Origin of the sequence: Hyphomonas sp., assembly GCF_017792385.1 — a bacterium.
GTDB lineage: Bacteria > Pseudomonadota > Alphaproteobacteria > Caulobacterales > Hyphomonadaceae > Hyphomonas.
This window is the reverse complement of the sequence record NZ_CP051230.1, coordinates 754456-767456: the sequence shown is the minus strand read 5'-3', so window position 1 is coordinate 767456 and position 13001 is coordinate 754456. Positions and strand designations below refer to the sequence as shown.

The following is a 13001-nucleotide window of genomic DNA, read 5'->3' as shown; positions in this document are numbered from 1 at the left end:
TGTACTGATAGCGAAACGCTCAGATTGCCTTGGGTGGGGCAGATGGGTTTGTCATGAAGTTTCGCTCCACGTCCTGGATGCATTTTCCGCCGCTGTCGGTAGATGACAGTTTCGATGCGCTCTCGGCATTTTTCGTCAACAATCCGGAGGCCACCCTGTGCCCGGTCGTTGACCGGTGGGGGCGTCCCGTTGCCTTTGTCTCGCTTCAGGCCTTCCAGCGGCTGATCTCGAATCCCTATGGCTACGCCCTCAATCAGAAGAAGGGATTGCGCGGCGTGCTGGATTACAATCCGCTCGTTCTGGAAATGAATGAGGACGCGGCCAGCGTGTTCGGCAACATCCGGGACAAATCGGAATTGCTCACCAATGGCGTCATCCTGGTGCACGAAGACGGTGTCTATGCCGGCTGTCTCAATGCGCTCGGCGTGTTTCACGCGCTGACGGAAATCCATGCGAACATGCTTGCGGATCTTCAGGGCGAAATTCAGGAACGGGAACGGGCCGAGCGGAAAATTCGCCAGCTGGCCGATACCGATCCGCTGACCCGCATCCTGAACCGGCGGGCCTTCATCCGGGAAATGAAAGGCTTGATCGGGCAGGGGCGGCCATTCACCTGCGCCCTGATCGACCTGGATCGGTTCAAGCCGTTGAACGACCGTTATGGTCATGCTGTCGGGGATCATGTCCTGAAGGTGTTGGCGCAAAGATTGAGCGTGCTGGAAGGGGGTATTTTTGCCTGCCGTCTTGGTGGGGACGAGTTCGCCTTTCTTGTTCCGGATACGGGCGATCCGGCACTGGAGATTGCTGCCCGGGCACAGAGCGCCATCGTGTCGCCGGTCGATACCGATCTCGGCCTGGTTGCAGTCGGGGCCTCGATCGGCCTTGCCGCCTATCCGGAGGATGCCGCCGACGAAGTAAATCTCATGCACGCGGCCGACAAGGCGATGATGCGGGTCAAATCGGCGAGCGGCGGCATCGCGGCATTCGACCGCCGTGAGGACCTGTCCGACATGGACGCCGAGGAATTCGACAGGACGATCATCGGCGCCGTCCGTGACAACCGGTTCCAGCCGGCCGTTCAGCCCATTCTGGACCTGCGGACACATTCCATTGCCGGCTATGAAGTTCTCGCCCGTTGGCCGCAAAGCGGGCTCCGCCGGCAGCCGACGCCCCAGCAATTCATGCCGGCGGTCGAACGCCTCGGCCTGATCGACAGCTTCTTCTGGTCCATGCTCAATCAGGCGCTGCGATGGATGCCGGACGGCAACAGCTTCCTGTCCTTCAACGTGTCGCCATCCCAGCTGACCTCGCTGGAATTTGCTGACCAGTTTTTGAACGCGCTGAGACGCCATGGCATTCAGCCGGAACGAATTGAACTGGAAATCACCGAAAATGTGCTCTTCCGGAACATCGACACGAGCAAGCAGATCCTCAACCGGATCGTTGAGACCGGCGTGTCTCTGGCACTGGATGATTTCGGAACGGGATATTCGTCCCTGTCCCTGCTTGAGGAACTGCCCTTCAAAAAGGTCAAGCTCGACAAGAGTCTTCTGGGCAAGAGCGATTCCGGCATTCTGCCGAAAGTCCTGACCGGCAGTCTCAAAATGTGCCGGGAGATGAATCTGGTCAGTTGCGCGGAAGGCGTCGAGACCAGTTCGCAGCTGGAACAGCTCGCCCGGCGCAATTGCGACCTGGTGCAGGGATACCTGATTGGCCGCGCCGTGCTGTGCCGGGAAATGACATCCCCCTCGATGATCACGCAGGCTTCCTGACCGCTTCTGTCCCACACCTTCCCCGGCCAGATCCATTGCGGTGACGGGGCAGGGCAGGTTTCTTGTCCAACCCCCTTGCGGCCTGGCGTATACTGGCGCGCATGGACCGGCTGTTTGCCCCGCTCACTTTTGACCTGCCGCCGCATCTCGAACCCGTCCGGTTCTGGATCTGGCTGCAGGTCGTGGCACTGCGTTTTCATGTGCGCACGCGGTATGGTCGGCGCATCCCGTTCCAGGTCTCGATCGACGTGCAGGGCCAGGTCCGTCTGGTCCGCATCGGACGGCGCGCGGAAGACCTGACGCCCGATCCCTTCAGCTTCACCCCTTCAAAAGCCTGGCAACGGGCGCTCACGGGCACCTGCCCGGTGCATCCCGGCGAACAGCGGGACAGCGCGCCGCTCGCCATTGCCCCCAAGCCACGCCGCCCGCGCCGGATCGCGGCGCGCGCGCTGCCTCTGCCGGACACCTGACCCGCGCAGCCCTGATGAAAATACAGACTGTCCCCGAAGCGCCCTCACAGGCGTCGCATGTGCAGCAGCCGGCTAGTCGCGCGGCGCGTCCACATCGATCTCGACGCGCGCTTCGGCCAGATAGTCCGTAGAGCGCATTTCATGCAGGCGGCTGGCGGTGCGTTCGAATTCGAAACTGCCATCGCCTTCCGGATAGAGATGTTCCGGCTCGGCTGCCGCGCTTGCAACCAGCTTGATCCGCGCTTCGTAGAATGCATCGATCAGCGCCACGAACCGGGCGGCCTCATTGCGGTTTTCCGGGCCCAGTTTCGGAATGCCGGACAGGATGACCGTGTTGAAATTGGCCGCGATCGCCAGATAGTCACGCGAGCCGAGCGGCCGGGCGCACAATTCCTCGAAACTGAACCAGGCGACACCAGCGGCTTCGCGCGGCACGTCCAGTTTCCGGCCCTTCACGGTCAGCACGCAATGCTGCGGTTCCGCGCCGAGGGTCAGCCGGTCCCAGGCCGCCTCCAGCGCTGTCTCGGCCTCCGGCCCCAGCGGCGCATACCAGACCGGCGCCTCGATCAGGCGGTCCAGGCGATAGTCCCGGTCCGACGCCAGTTCCAGGATCCGGCAATGGGTCTTGAGATGATCGATGAAAGGCAGGAAGAGGGGGCGGTTGATGCCGTCCTTGTAGAGGTCGTCAGGATGACGGTTCGATGTGGCCACCACCGTCACGGCGCGCTCGAACAAGGCATCGAACAGGCGGGCCAGAACCATCGCATCGGCAATCTGGGTCACCTGGAATTCGTCGAAACAGAGCAGGTTCGCCTCGGACGCGATCTGTTTCGCCACTGGCGCGATCGGGTCGTCGCCGGCACCCTTGACGCGCCATTCGGACCGCTTGCGCTCGTCCGGGGTCAGCCGGCGCCATGCATCCAGCCGATCATGCACTTCGGCCATGAATTCATGAAAGTGCACCCGTCTGCGCGCCGCGACCGGCGCATGTTCGAAGAACAGGTCCATCAGCATGGATTTGCCCCGACCGACGCCGCCCCACATGTAGAGGCCGGTCACGGTCTCGGCTTTCGAGAACCAGCCGCCCGTCTTGCGATTGGCCAGCCGGTGAGCCAGATCGTCCAGCGCCGAAGCGGCCTCGGCCTGGACCGGGTCCGGCGTCAGCTGGCCGCTTCCGATGCGGGCCTCATAGCGGTCGATCACATATCCCATTCAGCCTAGCCGTTCGGCGATCTGGGCCAGAAGCCGACTGAGGGCATTCGGTTGCAGCACTAGGGTCAAAATAAGGCCAGCAATCGCGCCGCCCAAGTGGCCACCGTGAGCAATAACGGCATTGTCACGCCGAGATAAGACCAAACTGACGATGATAAAAAGTGCACCGAAAGCGCCTGCCCAAATTGGAATTGCGAACATCAAGTAGATCGTAGCAAATGGGAAGAGAACGGCGACTGCCAGCATTAGGCCGGATATTGCGCCGGATGCTCCCACTGCCCGGTAGTCCAGAGAGTCCCTTTTAGCGAAGTACATCCATATGGACCCACCTAAGAGAGACGCAAAGTACAATAGGAGGAAATTGGTAGTTCCAAAAATTCGCTCGAGGGGGGGGCCAAAGAAATAGAGCGTCAGCATATTGACTAGCAAGTGCCCTGTGTTCACGTGCAGAAAGCTTGACGTGATTGATCGATGCCACTGGCCGCTTTCACGAATAGGCCGAATCCAAAAGCTGTTCGCTTCGCGAAACTCGTGTGAGCTAAATGCTATGAAGCTCGCGATTACGTTTGCAGCCAGTATGCCAAATGTAGCCGGGGAAGCGATTAGAGTTTCCATGTCACTACAGCTCCTTGTTGATGCCCAGCAAAAAGCCGCCCGGACCTGTCCCGGGCGGCTTAGCAAGGGGAGGGGGCGCTTCGCAAGCGCCGGTTTGGGTCAGGCCGCGCAGACCGCCGGGGTCTCGGCCGCCGGCATCAGGTCCATGAGGAAATCCTCGAAGGCGTCCGGGCGCTGGATGAAGCGGTTGAACGGCAGGTTCGCCTTGAAGATGGCTTGCGGGTGGATGTTCGCACCGCAGCGCAGGGCCGACTCGACAGCCTGGTCGCGCACATCCATCGAGGAGACAACCGCGATGCGGTATTTGCCCATGTTTGCCACCCGCGCAATCGTCATGTCCGGGTCGAAGGAGTCGGGCAGGCCGAGGTCCAGGACAACAAGGTCGAAGCGCTCCAGCCGCAGGCGGGATTCCGCAGCCATCAGGGTCGGCGCCATGACCAGGTCGATCTGCACGCGGGAGCGGGCTGCCTTGTCCGCGGCAATCGCCAGCATGTCCCTGACCGGCTCGTGATCTTCAACCCAAAGAACTTTCATCTACGCTCATCCCGATTTGTGTGACCTGTGGTGGAAAGGCTTAAACGGCCCCCCGTTCTGGATTTACCTTGCCACGCGGCTCTTACGTCTTGGTAAAGCGAAACTTTCCGAAGTGTTTATATTTCAACAGAATGCGCGGTTCGCAGCGCATCGGGGACAGGCTATGATCCTGTACTTCCCGCTTTCGGCAACCCGCCGGACCCCCTATGTATATGGGGGGAGAACGGAGTGGCCAGTACACAATGAGCGATGAGAGCCTCAGCGTGAATCCGCCCGCCTTGCGGGCCTCTGCATTTCTCGATGCAGAAAAAAATTCCGACCAGCATATCGTCGATACGCTGATCGAGGAGCGCTGCCCGAAACTCCGCGAAAGCTGGACCTGGCCTCTCGTGCGTCCGGTGCTCTACAAGACGCTCGGTTATCGCCGCGCCCGTGAAATGGCCGACACGATCATGCAGATGAATGGCCGCGACTCCTTCGATCATCTGTCCCGCCAACTCGATTTCTCCCTCGACATCGAAGGTCTGGACCGCCTGCCAGGCTCTGGCCGGGTCATCATCGCTGCCAACCATCCCACCGGGCTGGCCGATGGAATCGCAGTCTGGGACCTGCTGAAGCAGGTGCGCCAGGACATCATCTTCTTTGCCAATGCCGATGCCGTGCGGGTCAATCCGCGCTTTCAGGATGTCATCATCCCCGTCGAATGGGTGGCCGAGAAGCGCACGCCCGCCAAGACGCGCGAAACACTGAAACGCGCCGGTCAGGCCTTTGCCGAAGAGAAGTGCGTGGTCATCTTCCCGTCCGGGCGCCTTGCGAAAAAGGAAGACGGTCGGCTGGTCGAGAAGGACTGGTTCTCCACCGTTGTCGGCCTCGCCCGGAAACAGGGCGCGCCCATCCTGCCGCTCAATCTCGATGCGTGGAATTCGTGGCTGTTCTACTTCTTCAGTGAGCTGAACGGGGAGCTGCGGGACATCACCCTGTTCCATGAACTCCTCAACAAGCGGGGCGCGAATGTCCGGATGACCTTCGGCCAGTTGATCCCGCCGGATCGGTTGCAGGGAGACGTCAACGAATTGACCGAGAAGCTGAAACATCATGTCGCCTATGATCTCGGTCGCGACGCATCTGCCGTGTTCGAGCCCTAGCCGATGTGCGGACGTTTCTTCCGGCATGGGGTCTCTTGGGAAGAGTACCACAACGCGCTCAACCTGATTCATCCCGAGGGTGTCCAGCCGCCGGCACCCGCCTACAACATCGCGCCGACGCAATATGCCCCGATAATCCGCATGGCCCCGGAAGGGGAGGATGTGCCGCGCGGCGCCGTCCAGATGGCCCCGGCCATGTGGGGCTTGGTGCCAAGCTGGTGGAAGAAGCCGCTCAGCGAGAAGAAATTCTCCACCTTCAACGCCCGCAGCGAAGGACTTGAGGCGTCGAATACGTTCCGCGGTCCGTTCCGGCATCATCGCTGTCTCGTGCCGGTCAGCGGATTTTATGAATGGACCGGGCCGAAGGGCAAGAAGCAGCCCTATGCGATCGGCCTGCGCAATCGTCGCTGGTTCTGCTTTGCGGGACTCTGGGATCGCGCCATGATCGACGGGTCGGAGATCGACAGTTTCACCATCCTGACCACAAAGCCCAACGATCTCATGGCCGGGCTCCACACACGTATGCCGGTCATTCTGCACCCGTCCGACTACCGGACCTGGCTGGACGCCGACAATCGCAAGGTCGGGCATTTGTACGAGCCCTTCCCGACAGAGGACATGCATGCCTGGCCGGTTGATCCGGCTGTTGGCAATGTCCGCAATCAGGGGCCGCAGCTGATCGCGGAAGCCTAGTTCTTCTTCCAGGCCACCTGATAGAGGTCGAGACGTCGGTCCTTCAGGTTCTGCACCGCGCCGGACTGGCGAGCGGTCAGAAGGTCTGAAATGGACAGGTCAGCCAGGGCGATCGTCTCCGTATTCGGCGCCGTATCTGCGGCAACACCATCGCGCGAGAAGGGGAAGTCGGACGGGGTCAGGATACAGCTTTCCGCATAATGAATGTCCATGTTCTCGACATTGGGCAGATTGCCGACGACGCCGGACAGGGTGACATAGCACTGGTTTTCGACGGCCCGCGCCTGGCAGCAATAGCGCACACGCAGATATCCACGCCGCTCGTCCGTACAGAATGGGACAAACAGCATCAGCGCGCCCTGGTCGACCAGATGGCGGGCAATTTCCGGGAATTCGCTGTCATAGCAGATCATTACGCCGATGGGGCCGCAATCGGTCTGGATCACCGAATTGCCCCGGCCGCCCTGAATGTTCCACCAATGACGTTCCGACGGGGTCGGGTGGAGTTTCTGCTGCGTGTGCACAGACCCGTCACGCAGGAAGACATGGGCGACGTTCAGGATTTCCCCGTCCGGCATCTGGCTTGGATGCGTGCCGCCGATGATGTTGATATTGTACGACACGGCGAGCTTTTCCATGAACTCGACAAAGCGCGGTGTGTATTCGGAGATCTGTGCGATTGCATCGACCGGACCAAGCGGACGTTCGGCCAGCGAGAGCAATTGCAGGGTCAGCATTTCCGGGAAGACAACGAAGTCGCTCTTGTAATCGGAAGCGATATCGACCCAGTATTCAAGCTGTCCCTCGAACTCATCAATCGACGTGATCCGCCGCATCTGCCATTGCACGGTCGCAATGCGCACGCTCTCCGGCAGGGACGTGTCGCCAAAGCTCGTATTGGTCTGGATCTTCTCCTGCGCCAGCGGGTTTTCCCAGAACATGTGCGTGGCATGCCCCATCGAGTCCGTATCCTCCGGAAGGTAGTGGCGCAGCACGCCCAGCGGCTCATAGCCCTGGTTCAGCTGGAAGGTGATGACCGGATCGCGAAGTTTGGATTCGCGCACGGCCTTCACATAGTCTTCCGGGTTCGGGTACTGCCTGGCGCGACGGGCATAGCCGGGCATGCGGCCGGCAAACACGATGCCTTTCAGCTCCAGCCACTGGCACAATTCGCGGCGCGCCTTGTAGAAGCGTTGGCCGATGCGCAGGCGGCGATAGTCGGGATCGACGGCAACATCCATGCCATACAGCACATCACCTTCAGGATCGTGCCGGGCGGCATAGCCCCCGCCGGTAATCTGCATCCAGGTGTGCGGGCCAAAGGCATGTTCCGAGGCGATCATGAAGGTGGCGCAGTGGCCGACAATCGTGCCCTCATATTCGGCGACGAACTGGCCATCGGGGAACCGGTTGATCTGGGCCATCAAATGGTCGCGGGAATACTCTTCTCCCTCGCCATAGACCTTTGCGGACAGGGCCTGCAGGCCCGGAATGTCATCCGGCGTCGCGTTGCGGATGATCAGCTTGGCTTTGCTATTGCTCATGGCGGAGAAATGCCTCTGAAAGGAGATGGTTCAATGGGGCAGGCGCAGGCTGGCCCTCAGGCCGCCCAGCGGGCTTTCGCCGAGGCGAAGGTCCCCGCCATGCGCGCGGGCCGTATCACGGGCAAGCGTCAGGCCCAGCCCGGTGCCGGGCGTGTTCTGGGTGCGGGCTTCGTCAAGTCGCATGAAAGGCCGGAATGCGTCCTCATGACGCTCCGGGGGAATGCCCGGTCCGTCGTCATCGACATGTATATCCACCGCATGCGGACCGTCCACAAGCGAGATTTGCACATGGGTGGCAAACTTCGCCGCATTGGACACAAGATTGGTCACCGCCCGCTTGATGGCCAGCGGCCGCCCATTGACCGGAATGGAGGCAGGACCGGTCACTTCGATATGCGGGCCAAACCCTGCCGCGGCGTCCCGGACCAGGTCGGCCAGGTCGAACGTGCTCGGCTCGTCGCCTTCCTCTCCCCGTGCAAAGGTCAGGTATTCGTCCAGCATCATCGACATGTCATCAAGGTCTGCGCGAGCCGCCTTGATGTCATCGGTCTCGTCCATCATCGCCAGCGCCAGTTTCAGGCGGGTGAGCGGGGTGCGTAGATCGTGGCTCACCCCGGCCAGCATGGCGGTGCGTTGTTCGGCAAAGGCGGTCAGCCGGTTTTTCATGTCGATGACGGCGCGGGCGGCTTCGCGCACTTCATTGGCGCCTGACGGGCGGAAGTCCGGCACGTCCCGGCCGCGCCCGAAGGCCCGCGCCGCCTTGGACAGGCGCAGGATCGACCGCACCTGCTGGTTCAGGAATCCGATGGCCAGCGCCACCATGAACAATGAGAACAGGATCACCCAGACAATGAAGATGTGCGTGTTGGCCGCCAGAACGCGTTTGCGCTCCACAATGATTTCCACGGTGCGCGGCCCGGACGGGAAGCGCAGGTGCAGCATGGAATCCTTCGGGTCCAGCGCGGTTTCCACCGGCACGCCCAGTCGGGTTTCGAGCTCATTGTCCAGGGTTCGGCTGTAGGCGAAGACATGCGCATATTTCGCCTGTTCCAGCGGGCCGGCAGGGCTGTCGCAGGTGAATGTCAGGTCAAGGCGTTCATCAATCGTGCGATGGGCCAGTGCGGACTGTTCCCGGCGGTCGCAATAGGCCTGCACCAGGCTCGCATCCCTCGCGATGGACTGGGCCAGCTTGCGGTTCACCTCGGCGATATGGCTGTCATAATAATACCAGGACATGAGCGACAGGATCAGCACGACGGGCGCGATCACCATCAGCATGCTGCGGGCATACAGCCCGCGCGGTGTGATATCCCTCAACCGGAACATGCGGCTCAGTCCGGCATCAGGCGGTAGCCGATGCCCCGCACGGTCTGGATGTGGATCGGTTCCTTCGGATTGGGTTCGATCTTGCGGCGCAGGCGCGTGACCTGCACATCCACCGAGCGTTCCATGCCGGCCGAGGTCAGGGCGGCCAGATCCTCGCGGCTCACCGGCTCACCCGGCGTCGCTGCCAGGGCAGTCAGCAGTTGCAGCTCAGCCTCGGTCAGCCGAATTCGGTCCTCGCCGGCTTTCAACTCGCCCCGTTCCGCATTGAACACCATGCCGGACATTTCCACTTCGGCCGGAGGCGGGGCCTTGTGGGACCGTCTCAGGATGGCGGCGCAGCGCAGGGACAATTCCTCCGGTTCGAACGGTTTGGCCAGATAGTCGTCCGCGCCGTGTCTCAGGCCTTCGATCCGGCTGGTTGCTTCGCCCCGGGCCGTCAGCAGGATGACCGGGGTTTCCCGGTTGCGGCCTTCCCGCATGGATCTCAGCAGGGACAGGCCATCCTCGCCCGGCATCATGATGTCCAGAATGGCAAGGTCGAACTCCATGCCCGTCATCAGCTTGCGGGCCGCCGCTGCGTCAGGCGCCGAAGTCACGCGGAAACCCTCGCGCGACAGGTAACGTTTCAACAGGTCACGGATCCGGTCGTCATCATCGACCACGAGAATATGGGCTGTGTCGCGGGTCATCTGACAAGTGCGTCCATGACCTTGCGGGCCCCTTCGACCGCATCCGGGCCGGCGCTCCGGTAAGCGAGGCGCAGGCGCTCGCGCAGGACAATGGTGATCTGGGTCGTCAAGGTCGTGCCGGCCTCCGACAGGGTCAGGGTGCGGCGGCGCTTGTCGCTGACCTGTTCGCGCTCTCGTTCGATCAGGCCGCGCTTGTCCAGTTCGCCAATGATCCGGGCAAAGGTCGGCACCGTCATGCTCAGCGCATCGCGCAGATCGCCCACGGTCTGGCCGGGCGAATAGCGCACAGCCATGAGAATTTGCAGCTCTGGCTTGCTCAGCCCCGCCTTGTGCCGGGCCTCTTCTGCGGCTCTCATCAATTCCGCACTGCCGGCCAGCAAGAGTCCCACGCCCCGGTCAAGCTCCTGATCCATAAGGAAAAGGCGCGGATCGAACGGTCTATTCAGGTTGACGTCAGGGGCCATGTTCTGAAATGAACGCAAAAAATGCTATAAGTGCAAGCGAGGAGCGCTGAACTATTATGTCTGCATATGACGACCGCGACGGTTATATCTGGATGGATGGCGAATTCGTGCCGTGGCGGGACACGAAAGTTCACGTCCTGACCCATGCCTTGCACTATGCGTCGTCCGTGTTCGAAGGCGAGCGCGCCTATGGCGGCAAGATCTTCCGCTCCCTCGACCATTCACGGCGGCTGCACAAATCCGCCGGGATCATGGGCTTCGAAATCCCTTTCTCGGTTGAACAGGTCGAGCAGGCCAAGACCGAGGCGCTGGCGAAATCCGGCCTTGAAAGCGCCTATGTCCGGGCCGTCGCCTGGCGCGGGTCCGAAATGATGGGCGTCTCGGCCCAGAACAACACGATCCACCTGGCGGTCGCCGTCTGGCATTGGGGCGATTATTTTGCCGACAAGATGAAGGGCATCCGCATGACGCATGCCCAGTGGCGCCGCCCCGCGCCGGACACGGCGCCCTGCCATGCCAAGGCGGCCGGCCTCTACATGATCTGCACCCTGTCCAAGCACGCGGCCGAACGTGACGGCTATGCCGATGCCCTGATGCTGGATTATCGCGGACAGATTGCCGAAGCGACCGGCGCCAACATCTTCTTCGTTCGCGACGGGGCGCTGCATACGCCGACGCCGGACTGCTTCCTGAACGGGCTGACCCGCCAGACGGCGATCCGGCTGGCGAAGGAACGCGGCATTGAAGTCATCGAGCGGGCCATCTTCCCGGATGAGCTGTCCACCTTCTCCGAATGCTTCATCACGGGCAGCGCTGCGGAAATCACACCGGTTGCCGAGATCGGCGAACACACCTTCAAGCCGGGCCAGATTTCCGAAGCTCTGGTCAATGACTATACGGCCTTGGTGAATGGCCGTCTGGAGCTGGCGCTATAAGGGCGCCAGCGCAAGCTGTACGAAAAGTAACTGAGGCCGTTAAGGGCTGGCTGCTAGGGCTTTCGCCCATGGGTGGAGCCTGGAAAGAGTTCGCGCGCGAGCGTCTTCCCTTCGTGGCGGGGTCATTGGGCTTCAACGGCCTGATGCTGATCCTGTTTGCCCAGGCCTTCGGACACAGGCTCCCATCGCCTCCCGAGCCCGAAGTTTTCGAGGTGGACATCGTCGAGCTGCCACCGATACTTCTGCCAGAGCCAGAGCCAGAGCCAGAGCCAGAGCCAGAGCCAGAGCCAGAGCCAGAGCCAGAGCCAGAGCCAGAGCCCGACCCGGTCCCGCCGGTTCCTGTTCCCGAGATAGACCCGGCCCCGCTGCCGGAGCCCGAGCCCGATCCTGTCCCGCAGCCTGACCCTGAACCGCTGCCCGAGACGGAGCTGGTCGTGGACGATCCGCTGCCACCGCCGGAAGCACCGGTGGAATTGGTGATGGAAGACCCGGTCCCCGAGCCGGAGCCCCTGCCGCTGGCCGTCGAGGAGGAAGCCCCGACAGATCCGCAACCGGGAATGCCGCTGGACGAGGCGCCCGACCTGCTGGCCATGCCGGAACCCGAGGAGTTGCCGGAGGAGCTGCCCGATACGCTGGAAGTGCCGCTCGAGGAGGCCGAGCCGGACCTGACCGCAGAGCCGCTGCCCGAGGAAATGCCCGATCTGCCGCTGGACGAACCGGTCGAGGAGCTCCCGGACGAGCTCCCCGAGGAGCCGGTCCTGGAGATCCCCGAAGAGGTGTTGCCTGATCCGGAGCCCGACGCGGCCCCGCCGGAAGAGGACGTGCCCCCGGCGCCGGAGCCTGTGCGTGAGCCGGACCCTGTTCCGGACCCCGAACCCATGCCGGACCCGGCACCCGAGCCGGAGGAAGAAACGCCTGCCGAGCCAGACCCGGAGCCTGAGCCCGACCCTGTGCTCGACGCGCCGCCGGAGGTCGACTTGCCCGATGTGCCGGTTGAAACGCCGGAACCTGACGAGGAAGCTGTCACGCTGCCCGAACCGGGAGAGTCGCCGCCGCCCCCTGCCGAAGCCCCCCTCCAGACATTGGCGCCGCCGCCTTCCGCACCGCCGCCCACAACGGCGCGTCCCTTCGCCCTGCCATCGCCGTCCGGGCCACGGCCAGCACCGCGCATTCCTGGCATTGAATTCAGCCTGCCGCCTGCGTCCGGCCGGGCAGGGGGCGGCGGCGCGCTCGGTGCCCTGATGTGCCACAAGCTGACCGAGGAACAGCGCATCGAGGCGAATTGCGATGTCGATGCGACGCGCGAGGCGTACCGGAACGCGGCCAATGCCGGCCTCGACCGGGAGGAGACCAACCGGTTGGGGGACGCCTATGAAAGCGGATTGCGCTCAACCCTTCCGCCAGATAGCGCGTTCGAGAGGTTCCTCAAGAAGAATGACGGCGTCGACAAATTCACGCTCGACGGCATCGACAACACGATCTTCATGGACCGCAAGCCGGAGTCGGAGCGCGAGCATGATCAGCTGATGCGCGGCGACCGGATGGACTGGGAAGATGAAATCTTCGAGGCTCATCAGGACGAGGACTGATCCGGGCCGCCCT

The 13001-nt window shown here is 62.3% G+C and carries 13 protein-coding genes; 6 read left to right on the top strand and 7 right to left on the bottom strand.

The window, feature by feature from the left end; all coding sequences use genetic code 11:
- Nucleotides 1-53 precede the first annotated feature (53 nt).
- On the top strand, nt 54-1772 hold the full coding sequence (locus HF955_RS03710; protein ID WP_291078006.1) for an EAL domain-containing protein: 1719 nt from the start codon (nt 54-56) through the stop codon (nt 1770-1772).
- Nucleotides 1773-1834: 62 nt separating this feature from the next.
- The gene (locus tag HF955_RS03705; protein WP_291078004.1) at nt 1835-2242 is read left to right on the top strand and encodes a hypothetical protein; all 408 of its coding nucleotides are present in this window, start codon (nt 1835-1837) and stop codon (nt 2240-2242) included.
- A gap of 72 nt (nt 2243-2314) precedes the next feature.
- Here HF955_RS03705 and zapE read toward each other — a convergent pair whose 3' ends face one another.
- The 3 genes from zapE to HF955_RS03690 all read right to left on the bottom strand — a co-directional run bounded on the left by zapE (nt 2315) and on the right by HF955_RS03690 (nt 4603).
- A complete protein-coding gene (gene zapE / locus HF955_RS03700; RefSeq protein ID WP_291078002.1) occupies nt 2315-3454 on the bottom strand; it encodes a cell division protein ZapE in 1140 nt (379 codons plus the stop codon).
- Entirely contained in the window at nt 3455-4069 is a 615-nt protein-coding gene (locus HF955_RS03695) for a rhomboid family intramembrane serine protease (RefSeq protein ID WP_291078000.1), read from the bottom strand. It lies immediately after the preceding gene.
- A 99-nt stretch (nt 4070-4168) separates the two neighbouring features.
- Nucleotides 4169-4603: a response regulator gene (locus tag HF955_RS03690; protein WP_027838981.1), complete on the bottom strand. Its 435-nt coding sequence runs from the start codon at nt 4601-4603 to the stop codon at nt 4169-4171.
- A gap of 242 nt (nt 4604-4845) precedes the next feature.
- Between HF955_RS03690 and HF955_RS03685 the strand changes: the two genes are divergently transcribed.
- Entirely contained in the window at nt 4846-5748 is a 903-nt protein-coding gene (locus tag HF955_RS03685) for a GNAT family N-acetyltransferase (RefSeq protein ID WP_291077997.1), read from the top strand.
- Nucleotides 5749-5751: 3 nt separating this feature from the next.
- A complete protein-coding gene (locus HF955_RS03680; protein WP_291077995.1) occupies nt 5752-6441 on the top strand; it encodes an SOS response-associated peptidase in 690 nt (229 codons plus the stop codon).
- Here HF955_RS03680 and HF955_RS03675 read toward each other — a convergent pair.
- Genes HF955_RS03675 through HF955_RS03660 form a run of 4 tightly spaced genes read right to left on the bottom strand, consistent with a single transcriptional unit; the run spans nt 6438 to nt 10389 of the window.
- Entirely contained in the window at nt 6438-7985 is a 1548-nt protein-coding gene (locus HF955_RS03675) for a bifunctional GNAT family N-acetyltransferase/carbon-nitrogen hydrolase family protein (protein ID WP_291077993.1), read from the bottom strand. The genes HF955_RS03680 and HF955_RS03675 overlap by 4 nt on opposite strands.
- A gap of 30 nt (nt 7986-8015) precedes the next feature.
- The gene (locus HF955_RS03670; RefSeq protein ID WP_291077991.1) at nt 8016-9311 is read right to left on the bottom strand and encodes an ATP-binding protein; all 1296 of its coding nucleotides are present in this window, start codon (nt 9309-9311) and stop codon (nt 8016-8018) included.
- 5 nt (nt 9312-9316) lie between these two features.
- Nucleotides 9317-10000 (bottom strand): response regulator, encoded by a 684-nt coding sequence (locus HF955_RS03665; protein ID WP_291077989.1) that lies wholly within the window; start codon nt 9998-10000, stop codon nt 9317-9319.
- The gene (locus tag HF955_RS03660; RefSeq protein WP_291077987.1) at nt 9997-10389 is read right to left on the bottom strand and encodes a MarR family winged helix-turn-helix transcriptional regulator; all 393 of its coding nucleotides are present in this window, start codon (nt 10387-10389) and stop codon (nt 9997-9999) included. The genes HF955_RS03665 and HF955_RS03660 overlap by 4 nt, the downstream gene beginning before the upstream one ends.
- A gap of 131 nt (nt 10390-10520) precedes the next feature.
- Here HF955_RS03660 and HF955_RS03655 point away from each other — a divergent pair, with 131 nt between their 5' ends.
- Together HF955_RS03655 and HF955_RS03650 are read left to right on the top strand one after the other, a co-directional pair.
- Complete coding sequence (locus tag HF955_RS03655) at nt 10521-11399, top strand: branched-chain amino acid aminotransferase (protein ID WP_291077985.1); 879 nt, start codon at nt 10521-10523, stop codon at nt 11397-11399.
- A 68-nt stretch (nt 11400-11467) separates the two neighbouring features.
- A complete protein-coding gene (locus HF955_RS03650; protein ID WP_291077983.1) occupies nt 11468-12988 on the top strand; it encodes a hypothetical protein in 1521 nt (506 codons plus the stop codon).
- The last annotated feature ends 13 nt before the right edge of the window (nt 12989-13001 follow it).